This window comes from Streptomyces sp. PsTaAH-137 (genome assembly GCF_003259365.1).
In the GTDB taxonomy this organism is placed as follows: domain Bacteria; phylum Actinomycetota; class Actinomycetes; order Streptomycetales; family Streptomycetaceae; genus Streptomyces.
Window position 1 is genome coordinate 61,460 of sequence record NZ_QLLY01000016.1, and the last position, 21,290, is coordinate 82,749.

General features: G+C 75.9%; 13 protein-coding genes. 5 read left to right on the top strand and 8 right to left on the bottom strand.

The genetic code is table 11. The annotated features are described in order from the left end of the window. The first annotated feature begins 40 nt into the window (after positions 1-40). From K377_RS30210 to K377_RS30225, 4 genes are read left to right on the top strand one after another with little or no spacing between them, the layout of a single operon-like run. Positions 41-937: a xanthine dehydrogenase family protein subunit M gene (locus K377_RS30210; protein ID WP_111666750.1), complete on the top strand. Its 897-nt coding sequence runs from the start codon at positions 41-43 to the stop codon at positions 935-937. Continuing rightward, on the top strand, positions 934-3,759 hold the full coding sequence (locus K377_RS30215) for a molybdopterin cofactor-binding domain-containing protein (protein WP_111666751.1): 2,826 nt from the start codon (positions 934-936) through the stop codon (positions 3,757-3,759). Before K377_RS30210 ends, K377_RS30215 begins: the two co-directional genes overlap by 4 nt. Further along, positions 3,756-5,012, top strand: coding sequence for a His/Gly/Thr/Pro-type tRNA ligase C-terminal domain-containing protein (locus K377_RS30220; RefSeq protein ID WP_111666752.1), 1,257 nt, complete (start codon positions 3,756-3,758; stop codon positions 5,010-5,012). Before K377_RS30215 ends, K377_RS30220 begins: the two co-directional genes overlap by 4 nt. Then, positions 5,009-6,085 (top strand): LD-carboxypeptidase, encoded by a 1,077-nt coding sequence (locus K377_RS30225; RefSeq protein WP_111666753.1) that lies wholly within the window; start codon positions 5,009-5,011, stop codon positions 6,083-6,085. Before K377_RS30220 ends, K377_RS30225 begins: the two co-directional genes overlap by 4 nt. Before the next feature lie 292 nt (positions 6,086-6,377). On the opposite strand, the gene K377_RS30230 is transcribed toward K377_RS30225, so the two are convergent. The 5 genes from K377_RS30230 to K377_RS30250 are packed head-to-tail and all read right to left on the bottom strand — an operon-like array spanning position 6,378 to position 12,541. Next, positions 6,378-7,673 (bottom strand): MFS transporter, encoded by a 1,296-nt coding sequence (locus K377_RS30230; RefSeq protein ID WP_258395170.1) that lies wholly within the window; start codon positions 7,671-7,673, stop codon positions 6,378-6,380. Then, a complete protein-coding gene (locus K377_RS30235) occupies positions 7,670-8,749 on the bottom strand; it encodes a GntG family PLP-dependent aldolase (protein ID WP_111666754.1) in 1,080 nt (359 codons plus the stop codon). The genes K377_RS30230 and K377_RS30235 overlap by 4 nt, the downstream gene beginning before the upstream one ends. An 11-nt stretch (positions 8,750-8,760) precedes the next feature. Then, entirely contained in the window at positions 8,761-10,236 is a 1,476-nt protein-coding gene (locus K377_RS30240; RefSeq protein WP_111666755.1) for an argininosuccinate lyase, read from the bottom strand. Continuing rightward, positions 10,233-11,477 (bottom strand): ATP-grasp domain-containing protein, encoded by a 1,245-nt coding sequence (locus K377_RS30245; protein ID WP_111666756.1) that lies wholly within the window; start codon positions 11,475-11,477, stop codon positions 10,233-10,235. Before K377_RS30245 ends, K377_RS30240 begins: the two co-directional genes overlap by 4 nt. Continuing rightward, positions 11,474-12,541: a pyridoxal-phosphate dependent enzyme gene (locus K377_RS30250; RefSeq protein WP_111666757.1), complete on the bottom strand. Its 1,068-nt coding sequence runs from the start codon at positions 12,539-12,541 to the stop codon at positions 11,474-11,476. Before K377_RS30250 ends, K377_RS30245 begins: the two co-directional genes overlap by 4 nt. Between K377_RS30250 and K377_RS41810 the strand changes: the two genes are divergently transcribed. Then, entirely contained in the window at positions 12,540-12,677 is a 138-nt protein-coding gene (locus K377_RS41810) for a hypothetical protein (RefSeq protein WP_161194972.1), read from the top strand. The genes K377_RS30250 and K377_RS41810 overlap by 2 nt on opposite strands. Here the strand turns inward: K377_RS41810 and K377_RS30260 are convergent. The 3 genes from K377_RS30260 to K377_RS30270 are packed head-to-tail and all read right to left on the bottom strand — an operon-like array spanning position 12,664 to position 21,289. Then, positions 12,664-13,575 carry a kinase gene (locus K377_RS30260; RefSeq protein WP_111666872.1) on the bottom strand — a complete coding sequence of 304 codons (912 nt, stop codon included), beginning with the start codon at positions 13,573-13,575 and terminating at the stop codon, positions 12,664-12,666. The genes K377_RS41810 and K377_RS30260 overlap by 14 nt on opposite strands. A 47-nt stretch (positions 13,576-13,622) precedes the next feature. Beyond that, positions 13,623-18,041, bottom strand: a complete 4,419-nt coding sequence (locus K377_RS30265) for a non-ribosomal peptide synthetase (RefSeq protein ID WP_111666759.1) — start codon at positions 18,039-18,041, stop codon at positions 13,623-13,625. Beyond that, positions 18,038-21,289 (bottom strand): non-ribosomal peptide synthetase, encoded by a 3,252-nt coding sequence (locus K377_RS30270; protein WP_111666760.1) that lies wholly within the window; start codon positions 21,287-21,289, stop codon positions 18,038-18,040. The genes K377_RS30265 and K377_RS30270 overlap by 4 nt, the downstream gene beginning before the upstream one ends. Between the last annotated feature and the right edge of the window lies 1 nt (position 21,290).

Genomic DNA, 21,290 nt, shown 5'->3' on the forward strand with positions numbered 1-21,290 from the left:
CGGTGCCGGGCCCCACGCCCCGCCCGAAAGGCAGCCGTCCGTGAAGCTCCCCCCTCTCGCCCACGTGGCGCCCCGGCGCCTCCCGGAAGCGGTGGCCCGGCTCGCCGAGGCCCCGCCGGGCCAGGCCCTGCCCCTGGCGGGCGGCCAGAGCCTCATCCCGCAACTGGCGGCCCGGTCCCGCACGGCCCGCCTCCTGGTCGACCTGCGCGACATCGGCGAGCTGACCGGGGTGAGCGAGCGCGCGGGCCTGCTGCGGATCGGCGCGATGACCCGGCAGCACACCCTCGCCACCGACCCCCTCGTCCGTGCCGCGAGCCCCCTCCTCGCCGAGGCCGCGGCCACGACCGGACACGCCTCCGTCCGGCACCGGGGAACCCTCGGCGGCACCCTCGCCCACGCGGCGGGCCAGGCCCAGCTCGTCGTCGCCGCCTACGCCCTGCACGCCCAACTCCTCGTCACCGGGCCCGATGGCACCCGTACCGGCGACCTGCGTTCCTGGTTCGGCGGCCCGCACGCGCCCGGCGTCGCCCCCGACGAAATCCTCACCGCCGTCCACGTGCCGCCGCACCGGTCCGGCCGCGGCTGCGCGCTCGCCCAGTACGCCCATCCCGTCGGCGGCCGCCCGGCCGCCACCGTCGCCGCCATCGTCGACACCGCTCCGGACGGCACCCTCCTGCGGGCCGAACTCACCGTCGGCACCCGGGTGTCACCGCCCGCCGCCCTCGACGTCACCCACCGGTGGGCCGAGGCGGGGGAGGCCGCCGCGTGGACCGTGCGCGCCGCACCGACCGAGCCCCTGGACCGGCAGGAACCACCGGCCACTCACATCAGGCACGTCGTCCGCGTCCTCGCGGACCGCGCCCTGACCGAGGCACTGACCCGGGCCCGCCACCGCGCCCCCGGCACGCCGCCCCCGCCGCCCGAGGAGACCCCATGACCACCCCGGCCCACGCGTCCCACGGGTGCGGGACCCTCGCCGACCACCTCCGCGACTGCGAGGGCCGCACCTCCGTCCGGCTCGGCTGCGAAGAAGGCGTCTGCGGCTCCTGCACGGTCCTCCTCGACGGCCGTACCGCACGCGCCTGCACCGTCCTCGCCGCGCAGGCCCAGGGCCTTCCGGTGCGCACCGCCGAGGACACCGGGGACGCGCTCATGCGCCACCTGCGCCAGGTGCTCTGGGCGGAACACGCCTTCCAGTGCGGCTTCTGCGCCAGCGGCTTCCTCCTGGAGATCCACGCCCTGCTCACCGAGAACCCCGACCCCACCGAGGCCGAGGTCCGGCACCACCTCGCAGGCAACCTCTGCCGGTGCACCGGCTACGAGAGCATCGTCCGCGCGGTCCTGACCGCGGCCCGCACCCGCCCGCGCGAGCACGACCCGGCCGGGCCGCCCGACCCCGCCGGCGTCACCGACCCGACCGTCGGCACCCGGGCGCTGCGCGCCGAGGACCGGACCGTCCTCGACGGGCGGGCACGCTACATCGCCGACCTCGTCGTGCCGGGGACCCTGCACGCCCGCTTCGTCAGGGGCGACCGGCCGCACGCCCGCATCACCGGCATCGACGCGTCGGCCGCCCGCGCCGCCCCCGGCGTCGTCGCCGTCCTCACCGCCGCCGACCTGCGCGACAGCCTGAACCCCATCGGCATCGCCTGCCCCCTGGAGGGCTACACCGCGCCCGCGTTCACACCGCTCGCCGAGGACCGCGTCCGCTTCGAGGGCGACCCGGTGGCCCTCGTCGTCGCCACCGGCCAGGCCGCGGCCGAGGACGCCGCCGCGCTCGTCGCCGTCGGCTACGAGGACCTGCCGCCCGTACTGGACGCGCGGGCCGGCGACGACGGCACGCAACCTCCGCTCTTCCCCGACCTCCCCGGCAACGTGCTGTACACCGAGCACCGCGGCCACGGCGACGTGAGCGGCGCCTTCGCCCGCGCCGCGCGCGTCGTGCGCCACCGGCTCCGGCAGGACCGGGTGCAGAACGCGCCCCTCGAACCCCGCGGCGGACTCGCCTCGTGGGACTCCGCCGAGGGGCGTCTCACGTACGACGTGGCGTCGCAGTCGCCGACCTCCCACCGTCAGTACCTCGCCGACGTCCTCGGGCTCGGCCTCGACGCCGTCCGCGTCCGGGTCCCCGCCAACATGGGCGGCTCCTTCGGCATCAAGGGCGGTGTGTTCCGCGAGGACATCGCCGTGTGCTGGGCGAGCCGGCACCTGGCACGGCCCGTGCGCTGGATCGAGGACCGCCGCGAGCACCTGATCGCCGCCGGACAGGCGCGCGGCGAAGAGGTCGACATCGAGGCGGCGCTCGGCCCCGACGGCGAACTGCTGGCCCTGCGCGCCGACCTCGTCGTCGACCAGGGCGCCTACCCCGTCCCGCCGATCGCCAGCGCCGTCTTCGTCGCACTCGTCGGCTGCCTGATCCCCAACGCCTACCACGTGCCCGCCTACGAGTTCACCGGCCGCCTGGCGCTCACCAACCGCACCCCGTACGTCGCGTACCGCGGTCCCTGGGAGATGGCGACCTTCGCCGCCGAACGCACCATGGACCTCCTCGCCCGCGAACTCGGCGAGGAGCCCGCCGACTACCGGCTGCGCCACCTCGCCCCGGTCGGCGGCCCCGACCCGCGCACGGCGACCGGCGCCCGCCTCACCGACGTACCCGCCCTCGGATCGACCCTGCGCCGGGCCCGCGCCGAGGCCGACGTCGGCGAGTTCCGCGCCCGGCAGGCACGCGACCGCGCGGCCGGCCGGCTCACCGGCCTCGGCATCGCGACACTGCTGGAGCCCGCCCCCGGACCCTGGAGCCTGCACGAGGCGATGGGCGCCCACATGGGCCCCGAACCCGTCCGCGTGCTGTTCACCCCGGAAGGCCGCCCGCAGATCAGGACCGGCCAGATCCCGCACGGCCAGGGCCACGTCACCACCCTCGCCCAGATCGCCGCGTCCACCCTCGGCCTGCCCCTGCACACGGTGGAGGTCGTGCACGGCGACACCGACACCGTGCCGTACAGCCTCGCCGGAACCGGCGCGAGCCGGGCCGCCGCCCTCGCCGGCGGGGGAGTGCTGCGCGCCTCCCGCACCCTGCGCGCCCGGCTCCTCGCGGACACCGCGCGGCGCACCGGACGGCCCGCCGCCCGGCTCGACATCGCGGCCGGGGAAGTGGTGGACACCCGCGACGGCCGCGCCCTCGGCACGGTCACCGCACTCGCCGCGGCCTGCGTCGCCACCTCGGGGGAACCCTCGCCGCTCGACGTGAGCGAGGTCTTCGACAGCGAGGAAACCGGATGGGCGGAGGCCACCCACTGCTGCTGGGTGGAGATCGACCCCGACCTGGGCACGGTGGCCGTCGAGCGCTACCTGATCGTCGCCGACAGCGGACGCATCATCAACCCGGCCGTCGCCGACGGGCAGTTGCGCGGCGGCGCCGTGCAGGGCATCGGCACGGTCCTCCAGGAAAGGTCCGGCTACGGTCCCGACGGCGCCCAGCTCGCCCGCGATCTGACGGAGTACCTGCTGCCCACCACCCGCACCGCCCCCGCCATCGAGGTCGTCCACCTGGAGTCGCCGCGCGCGGGCGACGTGCCCTACCGCGGCCTCGGCGAGGGCGGCGCGGTGCTCGCGCCCGCCGCCGTGGTCGGCGCCGTCGAGGACGCCCTCGCCCACCGCGGCGTCCGGCTCACCGAGCGCCACCTGCCGCCCTGGCGCGTCCTCGGCCTGCTGGCCGCCGACCGGACCCCTACGCCCGTACCGGAGTACCGATGAGACTGAGCAGGATTCCGCATGCCGAACTGCTGGGTGCCCCCCTGCCCGACCCGCACACCACCGACACCGACTTGGCACAGCACCTGGGTCTCACCCGGTTCACCGACGCGGGCTTCCCCTGGTTCACCCCCGTCGGCCAGCGCCTGGTCACCCACATCCGGCAGGTCGTCCGCCGGGAGATGGAACGCGCCGGGTACGCGGAGCTGCGCGGACCCGCCGTGCACCGCGTCGAGACCCTCGCGCCGGCCGGCTGGCTGGAGCGGTTCGGCGGCGAACTGATCAATTTCGGCCCGCCGTTCGAGCAGTACACGCTCGCCGCCACCAGCGAGGAACCGCTGCTGAGCTACCTCGGCCCCGGCGGTCTCGTCTCGCACCGCCAACTGCCCATGCGGCTCTTCGAGTTCCGGGAGATCTTCCGCTTCCGCGACCGGGCCGAGGGGATCTACAACTCCCGCCAGTTCCAGTGCTGCCTGTTCGCCAGCCTCGACACCGACCACGACGCCTACCTGCGCAGCGCCGAGCACGCCCAGCGCACCGTCCGCGCGGTCCTCGACCGGCTGGGACTGCGCGCCGAACTCGTCCGCGACGAGGCGACGGGCGGCTTCGAGTTCATCTTCCCCTACGCCCGCGGCGATCGGCCCCGCAGCCGCACCATCCCCTACCACCGCGACGCCACCCGCCCCACGACGGCCACCGACGACATCCCGCAGGGCGGTGTCGCCATGGGATACGGGTACACCCACACCCCCGCCTTCGACGTCCGCTTCCGCGACGCGGACAACCAGGTGCGCGTGCCCGTGATGGGCACCTACGGCATCGGCGTCCAGCGATGCGTGGTGGCCCTGCTGGAGCAGCACCGCGTCCCCGGCGGCATCGCCCTGCCCGCCTCCGTCCGGCCGTTCGACGTCGTGGTGACCCCCCAGGGGCGCGGCCCCGGCCAGGCGCGGGCGGCCGAGCGGATCTACGACACCCTCGTCGACGCCGGTGCCGGCGCCGTCCTCGACGACCGGCACGGCGCCTCCATGGGCTGCCGGATGCGCTTCGCCGACGCGATGGGCGTGCCCTGGCGCGTCGTCGTCGGCCGCGACGAGGCCCAGAGCGGCACCGTCCGGCTGCGCGGGGCGCGCGGCGCGGACGAACCCGAACGCACCCTGACCGCGGACGGCCTCCTCGACCACCTGGCCCGGCGCGGCCACGAGGAGTGGACCGGCGCCGCCGCCCTCCACGACGAAGAATTCGGAGCGATCGCATGACCCGCACGGCGTCCGCCGACAGCACCCCGCGAACCCGCCCGGAGCCCTGGACGGCCCGCTGGCCCGCCCCCCTCGCGCCCGGCGCCACCCTCGGTGTCTGGGCCCCCAGCTCCCCGGCCCCGGTCGTCTTCCCGCGCCGGTTCGCCCGCGGCGTCACCGCGCTGCGCCGCCGCGGCTACACCGTCGTCACCGGCGAGTCCTGCCGCTCCGCGCACGGCGCGGCCACCCTGCCGCCCGCCGACCTCGCGGCGGAACTGCACACGCTCCTGGAGGAGACCGACGGCGTGATCGCGGCCGTCGGCGGCTGGACGCTCACCCCCGTCCTGCCGCACCTCGACTTCGAGCGGATCGGCCGCGCCGGCCGGCCCCTGGTCGGCTACAGCGACCTGACCTCCCTCGTCAACCTCGTGCCCCGCCGGTCCGGCCTCGTCGCCTTCCACGGGCCCATGGTCGTCTCCGAGTGGGGCGAGGCGGACGGCCCGTGGCAGGCCACCGAGCGGGAGTTCGACGCGGTGCTGGGCGCCGACCCGCACCCCGGCGGGCGGACCGTGGTGACGAGCGGCGACTGGTCGGACGAGAACCTGTTCTGGGACCGGGAGGACGACCGCCGCCGCCGGGGCAACAGCGGCGAACAGCCGGCGCGCGTACTGCGCCCCGGTGAGGCCACCGGCCCGCTGTGGGGCGGCTCTCTCCTCGTCCTCGGCCTGCTGCTGGGCACCCCGCTGTGGCCCGAACCCGCCCCGGGATCGCTCCTCTTCCTGGAGGCGGACGGCATGGCCCCGGACGAACTGTGGGCCCGTCTGGAGCAGTTCCGCCTCGCCGGGGTCCTTGACCGGGCGGCCGGCGTGGTCCTGGGCAGGATCAGCGGACCGCGGCCGACCGCGTCCGGGTACGCCGGGTACGACGAAATCCTGCTCCGCTGCCTCCCGGCCGGGCTGCCCGTCGCCGCGGGCTTCCCGCTCGGCCACGCCGACCCCATGGCCACCCTCCCCGTCGGCGCCCCGGCCACGCTGCACTGCCCCGACCCGGCCGGCACCCCCACACTCCGCCTGCTGCCCCCGAACCGCTCCTAGGGCGTGTCTTCACCCTCCCCTCTGCCCCGCGACGCCTGGCACGCTCCCCCACCCTCGAACCGGCTTCGCACGGCTCGGGCGGGAGGTACTCCCTTCGCCGCACCGGGCACAAGGCCGAGTACGTCGAGTACGAGGCCGTGCACCCGGCGCGCCGAGACCTCGCTCACCCGTCCACAACCTCCCCGGACAGAACACCCAGGCAGCCGTTCCCCGTCCGCCGACGACCGAGCACCCGGGCACGCCACGACGACCGTGGCGTGCCCGGGTGTTCCGCGAGGGAGCCGCACGCCGCTCACCGGGGCCCGGAATCCACCGCCGCCTCCTTCTGCGCGTCCGCGAACTCGCGCATCCCGCGCAGCGGCGAGCACACCACCCACGCGGCGGCCAGGCAACTGCCGCACGCCGCCGTCCACAAGGTGGCGCGCACACCCACGGACGAGCCGAGGACGCCCCCGGCCAGGGCGCCCAGCGTCATCGCGCCGAAGCCGAGGAAACGCACCGTGGCGTTCACCCGGGCCAGCATCGCCTCCGGGCAGATCGCCTGGCGGTAGCTGACCTGGGCGACGTTGTAGACGACGACGCCGTACCCCATGACGAACAGACCGGCCAGCGCCGGCGCGAGCAGCGGGCCGCGCCCCGCGAGCGGAACCAGCAGCAGCGCGGGAAAGGTCACCGACGGCACCAGCCACACCGCCCGCGCCTGACCGACCCGGCGGACCACCCGGTACGCCGACAGCGCGCCCAGCACACCGCCGAGCCCCAGCACGGCCAGCACCGCCCCGACGAGGGAACCGCCGAGACCGAGCACCTGGGTCAGGAAGAGGACCTGGACGGCGCTGAGCACACCGGCGAAGAAGTTCGCCGTCGCGGTGCACCCGGTGATGGCCAGCAGCGTCCGGCTGCGTCCGAGGAACCGCAGTCCTGCGCCGATCTCCGCGAACAGCGCCCGCTCCGGTCCCGCCGCGCGCCCCGCCGGGTCCGGCTCCCGCACGCGCCGCAGCAGCGCGGCGGCGCCCAGATGACCCAGCGCCGTCGCCAGCACCGGAGCGGCGGGCCCCACGAGCTGGGCCAGCGCGCCGCCCACGCCGGGCCCGGCGATCTGGGCGAGGGACTGACTCGACTGGAGCCGCGCGTTGCCCCGCACCAGCTCCTCGCGGTCCACCAGGAGCGGCAGATGGGACTGGTATGCGACGTCGAACAGGACAGCGAGGACCCCGCACAGCAGTGCCACCACGATCAGCTGGGTGACCGTCAGCAGTCCGCCCCACCAGGCCGCGGGAACCGTGCACAGCAACAGCGCCCGCCCGGTGGAGGCGCGCCGCATCATCAGCCGCTGCCGGGCCCGGGCCACCCACACCCCAGCCGGCAGGCCGATCAGCAGGTAACCCGTGGTCTCCGCCGCGCTGAGCAGCCCCATCTCCAGCGGGGTCGCCGCCAGCGCGGTCGCCGCGAGCAGCGGAAGCAGCGTGTTGCCGATGTACGTACCGAACTGGCTGACCGACTCCGCCGCCCAGAACAGGTGGAAGGCGTGCCGGTCGCGGCGGGCGCCCGGCGGGGCCGCGGGCACGGTGGCCGGGCCGCCGCTCACCCCCGGGCCCCGGGCGCGCCGCTCTTGTCGGCCATGACGTCGCCGAGCACCGAGACGGCCCGGTCGACATCGGCCGCCGTGACCCCGCGGTGGGTGACCGCGCGGACACGTCCCCGGCCCAGCTCCGCGAGACGCACCCCGCGCACGCGCGCCGCCTCGATCAGGGACTCCGTGGTGTGCGGGGTGTGCTCGGGGTCCACGGTGAAGAACACCATGTTGGTGCGCGGCGGTTCGGGGTCGAGCAGCAGCCCGGGCACGGTCGCGAGGCCGTCGGCCAGCCGGCGGGCGTGCGCGTGGTCGTCGACGAGGCGGTCGGTCATCTCGGTCAGGGCGAGGATGCCGCACGCGGCGATGAGACCGGCCTGCCGCATGCCCCCGCCGAGCATCTTGCGGTAGCGGCGGGCGGTGGCGATGGACCGCTCGTCGCCGACGAGCACCGAGCCGACCGGCGCGGACAGTCCCTTCGACAGACAGAACTGGACGGTGTCCGCGGGCGCGGCGAGATCGGCTGCCGGCACCCCGAGGGCGAGCGCCGCGTTGAAGACGCGCGCGCCGTCCAGGTGCAGGGCGACCCCGTGCTCGTGGGCGAGGGCGCCGGCCGCCGTCAGGTAGCCGGGGTCGAGGGGGATTCCCCCGAGACGGTTGTGCGGGGTCTCCAGGCAGAGCACGGCGGGCAGCGCGAACTGGGGGTCGTCGCGGTCCACGTCGAACGCCTCGGCGATCGCGGCGAGCGGGAGGGTGCCGTCCGGGTCGGCCGTGAGCGGTTCGTAGACGATGCCGCCGAACACCGAGGCGCCGCCCGCCTCGTAGACGTAGAGATCGGTCTCGGAGCCGACGACGGCCTTGCCGCCGCGCGGGCTGTGGGTCAGCAGCGCGGCGAGGTTGGCCATGGTGCCGCTGGGCATCAGGCAGCCGGCCTGCTTGCCGAGCGCCTTGGCGGAGAGTTCCTCCAGTTCGGCGACGGTCGGGTCCTCGCCGTAGACGTCGTCGCCCAGCGGCGCGGCCGCCGCGGCCTCCAGCATCCGAGGGGTGGGCAGGGTGAAGGTGTCGCTGCGGAGTTCCACGACATGGCTCACGGGGTGTTTCCTCACGGTTGGCGGATCAGGTCGGACACGGCGGTGTCGAGTGCGCGTGCGGCACGGGACCAGCGGTTCCTTCGGGTCTCGGCGGCGACGGCGAGCCGGTCGAGCCGGTCGGTGGCGTCGTCGAGGGCGGCGCTCACGGACGCGGGGGCGGGGCCGCCGCCCGCGCGGGCGGCGGCGGCCACCGACGCCGGGTCGAGGGCGTCGAGCAGGTCCCGGGACCGCTCGCCGAGGTGTTCGGCGGCCACGGCCTCGAAGGGGCGGCCGGTGGCCAGCGCCGTACCGCTGATCGCGCCCACCGTGTGGTGTGCGGTGCGGAACGGTACGCCCGCCACGACCAGCCGCTCGGCGAGCGCCGTCGCCGCGGTGTGCCCGTCCGTGGCGCGCCCCAGCATGACGTCCGGGTCGGGTTCGGCGCCCTCGGCCATCAGGCGCAGCAGGACCACGGCGTCGGTGGTCGCCTCCAGGGCGGGCCACACGTGGTCGACCGCCTCGGTGCCGACGGCGATGGCGTTGGTGAAGCGGGCCGTCGACATGGCCGCGGTCGCCGCGGTCAGCGACCCCAGCGCGTGGGCCGCCTTGCCCTGGATGTTCTCCAGCAGGAACGCGTTGCGCTTCTGCGGCATCATCGAGCTGCTGCCGACCAGGTCGTCGGGGAGGACGAGCAGCGGGTTCTCGGCACTGGTCCACGACTGGAAGTCGTGGGCGACGCGCGTCAGCAGCACCCCGAGCACGGAGCACGCGGCCAGCAGGCGCAGCACCAGGTCCCGGGACGCCACCGCGTGCAGCGAGTTGGCGAGCGGCGCGGTGAACCCCAGCAGCTCGGTGGTGCGCGCCGGGTCGACGGGCAGTGTGGTCCCGCCGGTGGCGCCCGCGCCGAGCGGATTCTCGCCGAGCTCCCGGCCCGCCTCGACCAGGTGCTCCAGATCGCGTACGAGGGCGGCGGCGACCCCGGCGAGATAGTGGCCGTAGGTGCTCGGCACGGCCGGCTGGTGGTGGGTGTACGCGGGCATGACGGTGTCGTGCCAGCGGCGGCCGCGTTCCGTCAGGACCCGGCCGAGCGTGTCGGTCTCGGTGAGCAGACGGTCGTAGGGGTGGCGCAGCCGGAGCCGCAGGACGGTGGCGTTGAGGTCGTTGCGGGAACGGCCGCTGTGCAGGACGCCGCCCGTCTCCTCGCCCAGCACGTCCACGAGGTACCCCTCGTACGCGAGGTAGCGGCCGCGCGGTGCGGGCAGGCGCCGCAGCGGCGCGAAGTCCGCGGCGCGCAGCTCCTCGATGCCGGCCAGCAGCCGGGCGGCGGTCTCCCGCCGGACGACGCCCTGGTCGGCGAGCATCACCACGTGGGCGCGGTCCACCTCGCTGGTGGGCCGCAGTTCGGCGGCGACCGGGTCCGGCGGGAGCCGTAGGTGCCGGTCGAAGAGGATGTCCGCCGCCGCCGGGGTCACGGCGGAGGTCAGACGTCCGGTGGCGGAGACGGTCATATGGTGCTCCTCGGGACGGATCCGGTGCGCAGGCCGGCGCGGAGCAGGTCCAGCGCCTGTGCCGCGGCCCGCGCGGCCGTCGGGCCGTCGGGAGCGGTGGCGACGGCGTGGCCGACCCGGTCGCGGTGGTCGTGGTGCGGGACGAGCGGCACGCCCCGGCGGCCGGTCAACACGCGTGCGGTGACGTACGGGGACGCCGGGTCGGTGCTCGGCTCGGCGGGCGGGTCCGCCAGCACCGAGGGCTCCTCGACGACGAGGAACCGCAGCGAGGAGTGCAGCGCGTGGCGGTGCTCCAGGTCGGGCCGGTCACCGAGGGCGGCGCCGACCTGCGCGTCCACCAGGTCGATCCCGTGGGCGGCGCGCACCAGTTCGGGGATCATGCCGCCCGCGAGACGCGGGTTGACCTCGATCACCACCGGGCCCCGGCCGGCCAGCCGCAGTTCGACGTGGGCCGCGCCGTGCCCCAGGCCGAGTGCGTCGACCGCGGCCACGGCCGTCCGGGCGAGGAGCCGCGCGGTCCCGGCGGGCACGGCGGCGGGCACGTCGTGCCCGGTCTCCACGAAGTACGGGGCGGCGCCCAGGTGTTTGCCCACGACGGCCACCGGGGTGCGGCCGAACACCTCGACGGAGAACTCCGGCCCGTCCACGTACTCCTCGACGAGCAGGCCCGGCTCGGTCGGGATGCCCCGCTCGTTGTGGGTGCGGGCCAGCAGGAGAGCGGCGTGCGCCGCGGCCTCCTCGGCGTCGGCGCACAGCCGCACGCCCGTACTGCCCGAGCCGTCGGCCGGCTTGAGGATCACCGGCGGGCCGAACCGTTGTACGGCCCGCGCGGCCGCGTCCGCGTCGGTCGCCAGGACGTGGCCGGCCACCGGCACACCGGCCGCGGCCAGCGTGTCGTGCTGGTGTCCCTTGTGGCGGCAGCGGACCGCGGCGGCGGGGTCGGGACCCGGCAGGCCGAGGGCGTGCGCGACCTCGGCGGCCACCGGCACGAAGTAGTCGGAGCTGGTCGTCACCCCGGCCGGCGGACCGGCGCCGAGCGCGTCGACGGCCGCCAGCACCGGCCCGGCGGCCGAGGTGTCGGCCTCGACCACCGTGATGCCGTCGGCGCGCGCGTAGGCGTAGCGGCCCGGGTCGTCGGCCAGCAGCACCGGCCGTACCCCTCGCTCCCGGGCGCGCTGCGCGAACAGCGGTCCGGTGCCGGAGGTGTTGGACTCCACGAGGAGCAGGTACGGCTCGCTCATCGCTCCTCCCGGCCGGCGGAGGCGGCGGCTTCCCGCAGCGCCTCGTCCAGCGAGCGGCGCCGCCAGGCCATGCGGGCCCAGCCGCCGACGGCGTCCCGGGGGTCGACGACCGTGCGCGGCACGGCGTCCCGCGGCCCGCTCAGCAGGCCGCGCTCCGCCAGCCACTCGTCCTGGTAGACCGTCTCCTGGTAGCGGTGCCCCTCGTCCGGCAGGAACGCGACCACCTGCGCGTCGGGGTGGCGCTCGGCGTACCAGCGGGCGACGAGGAACGACGCGCCGCTGGTCGGGCCCATGTACAGCGCGTGCCGGGCGTGCAGTTCGCGGGTGGCCGCGAAGACCTCGGCGGCCCCCGCCCAGTGCACCTCGTCGTAGGCGTCGTGAGTGACGTTGGGCGGTACGAGGCTGTTGCCGAGCCCGCGCACCGCCCGCGGCCCGTCCTCCTGGCCGAAGATGGTGCTGGGCGAGGTGTCCACCCCGATCAGGCGCATGCCCGGCTGGAGCAGCCGCAGGAAGGCGGCGGTGCCGCCGGTCGAGCCGCCGGAGCCGACCGGACCGACCAGGCAGTCCACCGCCCCCACGGTCTCCGCGATCTGCTCGGCGACGGAGGCGTACGCGTGGGGGTTGTCGGGGTTGTGGTACTGGCCGGGCACGTAGTGGTCGGGGTAGACCGACCGCAGCTCTTCGAGACGGTCCAGGCGGGCCCGCTGGAAGCCGCCGTCGGGGCTCGGCTCGGTGCAGATCTCGACCCGGGCGCCCAGCGCGTGGAGCCGGCGGCGCAGCGCCGGGTCGATGGCCGGGTCGCCGACGATGACCAGCGGATAGCCCCGCAGCCGGCAGACCATGGCCAGCCCCAGCGCGAAGGTGCCGGACGAGGTCTCCAGGACGGTGGTGCCGGGGGTGAGGTCGCCGCGCTGCTCGGCGCGGTCGATCATGAAGCGGGCGGGGAGCAGTTTCATCAGGGTGAACGCGGCCACGCACAGGTTGGGGCCGACGCGTATGAGCCGCGGCAGGACGGTGGCGTCGACGACCGAGGCGCTGGCCGTGGGCAGGGTGAGGGCTCGCATGCTCTCCGTTCCGGTGATGTCGCGGGGCGGGGCGGGGGCCGCCGCGCGGGTGCGCGGCGGGCCCGGCGGGGGAGTCGGGGTGGTCCGGGTGGTGGTGGCGCACGGCGCGGACCGGGTGTGGTTCACGGCGTGGTGAAGGCCCAGGTGTCGTCGATGCCGAGGTCGGCCAGGCGCTTGCGGGCGTGGTCGGTGCGGGAGCCGAGGTCCGGCGCGCCGGGGTCGAAGAGCAGCCCGGCCACGTCCCCGCTGTGCGCGACCTGGAGCCCGGCCGCGCCCACCGCCCGCGCGATCTCCAGCAGCTTTGGGAAGTGCGGCACCGGCAGATGGCGCTGGTTGATCCGGGCGCTGGCGGTCGCCACCCGGCCGAGCAGGGCGACGTCGCCGGTGCGCACCGCGCGGCGCAGGGACCCGAGGAGCGGCCGGAACGCCTGGATCTCCCACACCGAGTAGCGGGCGGGTGGCAGGACGAGGGTGTCGGTGCCCAGACCGTGCGCGCTGGTGCCGAACCCGACCACCGCCAGCGGCATCAGCGGGCCGCCCATGTCCTCGACGACCTCGCCCTCCCGGTGCGCGAACAGCACGGTCCGGTGGGCGTACATCAGGGCGTCGGACGCGGTCTCGGCGGCGACGGCGAGCGCGGCGTACCGCGCCGGGCTCGGCCGCCGCCCCGCGGCCTCGTGGACGGCGCCGATGGTGGCGACGACGTCCGCGGTGGACGAGCCGAAACCGCGGCTGGGCGGGATGTTGCTGGTCAGCGTCAGGGTTCCGCCGGCGGGCACGCCGCCGAGGGAGCGCAGCGTCAGCTCGGCGGCCCGCCGGGCCTTGGTGCGCCAGGGGTCGGCCAGGGTGACACCGGCGGAGTCGGCGGGTTCGAAGACGGCATGGGACTCGTAGAGGGGGCAGGGCAGCGTGACCAGGGCGCGGCGCAGGCGTCCGCCGTGCTCGAAGACGCCCTGGAGGATCTCTCCATGGTGGCCGCCGCTGCGGTGGGCTCCCCGGCCGAGGACCGCTGTCCCGGCCGGGCCTGTGGACATCTCGTGCAGCATGGCTTCCCTCGGGGTTGGGTGGTGCGCCGGAGCGGTCACGCGCGGCCCGCCGCCGTCGCGGGGAGCGCGGAGACCGCCACGAAGCGGGCGGGGATCTGGTAGTCGGGCAGCGACTCGGAGAGGAAGTCGACGAGTTCGTCGCCGTCCGGGACGCTGCGGCCGGAGGGCGGCACGAGGTAGGCGTGGAGCTCTCCGTCGGCGTCGACGACCGCCGCCTCGGCGATCGCGTCGTGCGCGGTGAGCCGGGCGCGGGTCTCCCAGGGCGCCACCCGGAACCCCGACACGGTCGGCCAGCCGCCGGTGCGGCCGAGGATCTCGAAGCCGTCGGCGGTGTGCCGGGCCCGGTGGCCGGTGGGCACGAGGTCCGCCGAACCGCCCTGGGCGAGGTGCAGTTCGCCCAGGACGCCTCGGGGCAGCGGTTCGCCGTTGCCGTCGAGGACGGCGGCGGTGACACCGGGCGCGGGGTGGCCGACCGGCACGACGGTCACCGACGGCGCCGGGGCCGTACCGTGCGGCCGGTAGAGCGCCAGCGGCAGGCCCGGGGCGGCGAAACCACAGGCCAGGCGGATACCCGGCGGCTCGCGCAGCGCGCTCGGGTCCAGGTCCGCGCCGACGGCGAGGACCGCCGCGGTGCTCCCCGCGAGGGCCGCACGGTGGTGCGCGAGCAGCGCGTTGACCGCGATGTCCGGCAACAGCAGCACGGCGTACGGTTCCTGACGTGCCGTCAGTAGGGCAGCCAGCTCCGCGGCCGAGTGCGGCGGCGCCGGTGGGACGACGAGGGTGCCGCCGCGGGCCAGTGTCGTCCACACCTGGAGCAGGAACAGCGAGCTGTCCGGCTCGGCGGTCAGCGGCACCGGTCCGGCCGGGAACTCCAGCGCGTCGAGCGCGGCGACCGAGCCGCCGAGCGCGGCCCGGGTGACCTCCGCGCCGTCTGCCAGGGCCAGTACGGCGTCGGCCTCGCCGTCCCCACCGTTCCCGCTGCCTTCGCGGGCCTCGCCGGGCGTGGCGGCCGGTGCCGCGCCGCCGTCGGTGAGCAGGATCTCCGTCGGCCGGGGCGCGTCCCCGGCGGTGAGGACCCGCGCCGGGGCGCCGGTCCGGGCGGCGGCCAGGAGCCCGGCCACGAGCGGCGCGCCGGCCGGCAGCCGCAGGGCGACGGGCCGCCCGGGTCCGGCCCCGGCGCGGGCCAGCTCCGCCGCCGAATCCCCGGCGAGCGCGGCCAGTTCGGCCCGGGTGAAGGTGGCGGTGGCGGTGCTCAGGGCCGGTGCGTCCGGGGCCGCGGCGAGCCGCCGCTCCACCAGGTCGAGGACGTCGGCCGCGGCCGGGGCGGCCGACGCGGTGCTCGCCGGGGCGGCGCCCGTCAGGGGGAACCGGGCCACGGGCAGGTCCGGCGCGTCCAGCGCGGCGCGCAGCAGATCCCGGTAGGCGCGCACCATGCTCTCCATGGTGTCGGCGTCGAACAGGTCGGTGGCGTACTCCCAGATGATCGTCAGCGCGTCGTCCTCGCTGCTGGGCCGCTTGCCGACCCGCTGCTCGGCCCGCGGGATGGCGACGATGTTCAGGTCGGCCTTGGCGGAGCCGTTGTGCTCCATGCGCACCTCGCCGCGCAGCCCCGCGAAGTCGAGGTCCGGCACCGCGGAGTCGTGGAAGCTGAACATCGCCGAGAACAGCGGGTTGCGGGACAGGTCGCGGGCCGGCGCCACTGCCTTGACCAGCCGCTGCAACGGCACGTCCTGCCAGGCGTACCCCTCGACGGCGGTGGAGTGGACCTGGGCCAGCAGCTGACGGAACGTCGGGTCGCCGTCGAGGCGCACCCGCAGCGGCACGGTGTTGACCATCATGCCGATCAGCCGCTCCGCCTCGGCGAGCCGCCGGTTGGCCACACCCACCCCCAGCACGAAGTCCCGCTGGTCGGCGTAGCGTGCCATCAGGGCCGCGAAGGCGGTGAGCATCGTCGAATAGAGGGTGACGCCGAGCGCCCGGGCTCCCTCGCGCAGCCGCCGGTACTCGTCGGGGTCGAGGGTCACCCGCACGACATCGCCCCGGAAGGTGAACTCGGGCGGGCGGGGCCGGTCGGTGGGCAGTTCGAGCGCCGGGGGAGCGCCGTCCAGGGCCTTGGCCCAGTGGGCGAGATAGCGGTCCATCACGGGACCCTCCAGCCACGACCGCTGCCACGCCGCGAGGTCGGCGAACTGGAAGCGGGGCTCCGGGGGAGCCTCGGCTCCCTCCGCGAACACCTCGTAGAGACGCGTGAGTTCGTCCACGAACACCGCGAACGACCAGCCGTCGTGCACCAGGTGGTGCTCCATGTGGATCAGCCGGTGGACGTCCGGCGCGTCCCGGGCCACCACCCAGCGGGCCAGCGGCGGCTTCTCCAGGTCGAACGGCTCGGCCTGCTCGCGTGCCGACAGCTCCTGCCACGCCCGCTCCCGGTCCGCGTCCGAGAGCGCGGACAGGTCCACCAGCGGCACCTCGATGTCGATGGCGTCCATCTCCACCGGGCACTGCACCGGTCGGCCGTCGACCTCGCGGAACGCGGTCCGCAAGATCTCGTGGCGGCGGACCAGCTCCGTCAGCGCGGCCTTGAGCGCGGTCATGTCCAGCGGTCCGCGCAGACTGAGCGTGGCCTGCATCCGGTACGCCTCGTTGCGCGGCGAGAGCCGCTCCAGGAACCACACCCGCTCCTGCGGGAAGGACAGCGGGATCGGCAGGGAGCGGTCCGCGTGCCGCATCGGCGGCGGTGCGGGCACCGAGGCGTCCTCGTCGAGCGGGACGCCCGCGTCCACGAGCGCCCCGATCGCGCGCGGTGTCGCCAGCCGGAACAGCCGCGAGAGCGGGATGTCCGCGCCGAGGTCCGCGCGGATCCGCGCGGCGAGCCGCCCCACCAGCAGCGAATGGCCGCCGAGTTGGAAGAAGTCGTCGGTGGCGCCCACCGGGGTGCCGCCGAGCAGCTCCGCCATCAGCGCCGAGACGGCCGCCTCGGTCGGGGTGGCCGGCTCCTCGCCGGGGCTGGTCCGCGACGGGTACGGCGCCGGCAGGGCCTGCCGGTCCACCTTGCCGCTCGGCGTGAGCGGCAGCGCGGGCAGCGCCACCACGGTCGAGGGGACCATGTGGGCCGGGAGGCTGCGCGCGCACCACGCCCGCAGCTCGTCGGAGGGCACGGCGTCGCCGTCCGGCGCGGCCACATAGCCGACGAGGGAGGAGTCCCGGGCGACGACGACGGCATCCGAGACGGACGGATGCGCGCGCAGCACCTCCGCGATCTCCCCCGGCTCCACCCGGAACCCGCGGATCTTGACCTGATGGTCGGCGCGACCGGCGTAGACGTAGCGCCCGTCGGACAGCCCGCGGGCCAGGTCGCCGGTGCGGTACGCCCGGCCGCCCGCGACGGGGACGAAACGCTCCGCGGTCAGCGCGGGGCGGCCGAGGTAGCCGCGCGTCACCCCGGCGCCCGAGACGACCAGTTCGCCGACCTCGCCAGGCGCCACCGGCAGCCCGTCCGCGTCCAGCAGGTCGATCCGCACCCCCGGCAGCGGGCGGCCGATGTCGGGCGTCGCGGACCCGGTGACCTCCCCGGTGGTGGCGACGATGGAGATCTCCGTCGGACCGTACGCGTTGAACACCCGGCGGCCCGGCCCGAAGCGGGCCACGACCTCGGCGGGCAGCGCCTCCCCGCCGCACACCAGCGTGCGCAGCCACGGCAGTTCGGCCTCCGGGAGCGCCGCCGCGACCGACGGCGGCAGCAGCGTGAACGTCACCCGCAGGCGGTCCATCAGTTCCACCAGGCCGGGCCCCGGCAGGACGGTCTCGGCATCGGCCAGGACCAGCGTCGCGCCGCTCGTCAGGGCCACCCCGGTCTCCAGCACGGAGGCGTCGAAGCTGGCGGGCGCGAACTGCAGGACGCGGTCGCCGGGGCCCACCTCCCACGCGGCGCGCATCCCGGCGAGGGTGGCGGCGACACTGCCGTGCTCGACCAGGACGCCCTTGGGCCGGCCGGTGGAGCCGGAGGTGTAGATGACGTACGCGAGGTCGTCCGGGCCCGCGCCGTCCAGGGCGCAGTCCGGGACCGGCCCGCCGTCCGAGTCCGGGTCGAGGACGGCCACGTGGGCCGGCAGCCGGGGCGCCGACGCCGCGTCCGCGATCACCAGGGACACCCCCGAGTCGCGCGCCATGTAGTCGAGCCGGTCCTGCGGGTAGGCCGGGTCGAGCGGCACCCAGGCGGCGCCAGCCCGCGCGACGGCGAGCAGCGCGGTGGGCAGCGCCGGGCCCCGGCCGACGCACACCCCGACCAGGGTCCCGGGGCCGGCGCCTGCCGCCGCCAGCCGGTGGGCCAGCGCCGCCGAGCGGTGCGCGAGTTCGTCGTAGGACAGGGTGCCCTCCTGCCACAGCAGGGCGGGGGCGTCGGGGGAGCGCCGGGCGTGCTCAAGGAACGCCTCGTACAACAGAGCGGTCTTCATCGCGTCGTACCTCGTTCGTCGTCCGCGGGTCGGGTGGCCGGGGCGGAGGCGTCCTCGAGGTGCCGGTGCGCCTCGTCCTCCGACATCGCCTCGATCTCGGCCAGGATCAGGTCGTGGATGTACTCGGCCGTGCCGGCGACGGTCGGCCGTTCGAAGATCACGCTCAGCGGGAGCGGGACGTCGAACACCTGCCGCATCCGGTTGACGGCCCGGGTGGCGATCAGCGAGTGGCCGCCGAAGGAGAAGAAGTCGTCGAACGCGCCGATGCGGGGCACCGACAGCACGTCGGCCCAGATACCGGCGATGAGTTCCTCGGTGTCGTCGCGGGGTGCGACGTGCTCCCCGCTCTCGTGGTCGGCGGGATCGGGTTCGGGCAGCAGTGCGGGGCTGAGCTTGCCGCTGGCGGAGCGCGGCAGGGCGGGCAGCACGGTGAGCGTCGTCGGCAGCGCGTAGCCGGGCAGCCGGGCCGCCAAGTGCTCGCGCAGCTCGCCGACCGGGACGCCGGGCCCGTCCAGGACGGCGTACGCGGCGAGCCGCAGGTCGCCCGAGTCCGCGCGGCGCGTCACCACGGCGGCGTCCGTCACCGCGGCGTGCTCGCGCAGCGCGGCCTCCACCTCGCCCAGCTCGACCCGCACCCCGCGCACCTTGACCTGGCGGTCCATCCGCTCCAGGTAGGCGAAGGTGCCGTCCGGGGCCATCCGGCCCCGGTCGCCGGTCCGGTACAGGCGCTCACCGGGCCGGTATGGGTGGGGGACGAAGGCACCGGCGGTCTTGGCCGGGTCGCCCAGGTAACCGCGGGCCAGGCCCGTCCCCGCGATGCACAGTTCGCCGGGGACCCCGGGCGGCAGCGGGGCGAGCCGGTGGTCGAGGACCATCACCTCGTTGTTGTCCATCGGCCGCCCGAGACTGACCGCGCCGGTGCCCCGGGTGTCCCGGTCCGTGCAGACGTGGAAGGTGGAGTCGATGGACACCTCGGTGGCGCCCCAGGTGTTGTCCAGGGTGACCGTGTCGCCGAACGCGGCGCGGAACCGCGCCACGAGGGCCGGCCGCAGGGCCTCCCCGCTGGACAGCACGCTGCGCAGGGTCGCGCGCAGCGCGGCCGTGTCGGCGGGCGTCAGCTCCTCCAGGAAGAGGTCGAGGACGCTCGGCACGAACTGCACGTGGACGGCGCGGTGCCGGACGACGGCGTCGACCAGGGCGCGCGGGTCGCGGTGCAGGCCGGGCGCGAGCAGCGCCACCGTACCGCCGGTGATCAGCGGCCAGAGGATCTCCACCGCCGCGTCGTCGAACGGCAGGGTCGTCTTGTGCAGGACCGTCTCGCCGGGCCGCAGCCCGTGCCGCCGCTGCATCCAGGCCATGCGGTTGACCCAGCCGCGGTGCGTGCAGGCCACCCCCTTGGGTCGGCCGGTCGAGCCGGAGGTGTAGTACACCGCGCACAGGTGGTCCGGACGGACCGGCACGGCCGGCGGCTCGGCCCGCTCCAGCGGGTCCACCGCCAGCGGCACCACGCCCGCCGCCGTGACCGTCGCCGCGTGCTCGGCGTCCCCGGACGTCAGGCAGACCGGGGCGCCGGCGTCCTGGAGCAGGGTGGCGACCCGGGCGGGGGGTGTCGCGGGCTCGATGGGCAGGTAGGCGCCGCCCGCCTTGAGGATGCCCAGCAGGCCGGTGACCATCGCCGGGGAGCGGTCGATCAGCAGGCCCACCGGGACGTCGGGTGCCACGCCGTGCCCGGCCAGCCGGCGGGCGACGGCGTTGGCCGCCGCCTCCAGCTCGGCGTAGCTCGTCGGGGAGCCGTCGGCGTCGACGAGGGCGACCGCGTCGGGCAGGGCGGCAGCCTGCCGTGAGACCAGACCGTGCAGGGTGTCCGCGGGCACCTCCACCGCCGGCCGGGTGACCAGGGCGCGCAGCGCGTCCCGTTCCGGCGCGGACAGCAGCGGAATGTCGTCGAGGAGGGTGTCGGGTGCGTCGGCGACGTGCCGCAGCAGCCGCTCCAGCCAGTTCCCCAGCCGCTCCACCGTGGCGTCGTCGTACAGGTCGACGTCCCAGTTGACACCGCACCACAGTCCGGCGTCCCCCTGCTCGAAGCTCACGCACAGGTCGTACTTCGCCCCGTGGTACGGCATCGGCAGCTCGGTCACGGTCAGCCCCGGCAGCCGCGGCGTACGGCGGCGCCCGGTACGGAAGTTGACCAGGATCTGGAACAACGGCGTGCGGGACGGGTCCCGTTCGGGCGCCACCTCCTCCACCAGCCGGTCGAACGGCACCTCGGCGTGCTCGAACGCGTCGAGCGACACGTCCCGGAACTCCTCGACGAACCTGCGGAACGTCAGGCCGGGACCCGGCCGGCCGCGCAGCGGCAGCATGTTGATGAGCAGCCCCATCAGCCGCTCGGTCGCCGGGTCGTCGCGCCGCGCGTACGTGGTGCCGGTGGTGACGTCCTGCCGCCCGGTGGAGCGGTACAGCACGGCCTGCACGGCGGCGGTCAGCAGCATCGCGGGCGTGGCCCCCGCCGAACGGGCCAGGGCGGTGAGCGGCCCGGCCACCTTCGGTGGCAGCACGAACGCGGTACGGGTCGCCCCGCGCCCCGCACGGACGGGAGGCCGGGGCCGGTCCACGGGCAGTTCGAAGGCGGTGAAGTCGGCCAGCGTCCGGCGCCAGTGGTCCATTCCCTCGGCCGCCGCCTCCTGTGCGGCGTCGTCCAGGCGCGCGGCCACCGCCCGGTAGGACTCCGCCGGTACGGGCACGGGGGAGGGCGCGCCCTCGGTGAACGCGGTGTAGTCCGCCGCCAGTTCGTCGAAGAGGAGGGCGCACGACCAGTCGTCCGCGGCGACGTGGTGCACGGTGAGGACGAGGGTGTGCTCCCGCTCCCCGTGCCGCACCAGCAGGGCACGCAGGGGCAGTCCGGTGGCCAGGTCCATCGGCGTCGCCGCCTCGGCGGCGAGCGCGGCCTCCAGCGCGCCGGCGTTCGCGACCGCGCTCTCCCGCAGCCGCAGCAGCTCCGGCGGACGGACCACGCCCACCGGACCCGCCTCCCGGGCCACCACCCCGGTGCGCAGCACCTCGTGCCGGGTCACCAGGGCGAGCAGCGCGCGGCGCAGCGCGTCCCGGTCGAGGGGGCCCGCGAAGTGCAGCCGCAGCGGGATCAGGTAGTCGGAGGAGGAACTGCTCAACTGGTCGACGAACCAGGTCCGTTCCTGGTCGCGGCTGAGGGGAACCTCGACCTCGGTACGGCCGGGGATGACAGACATC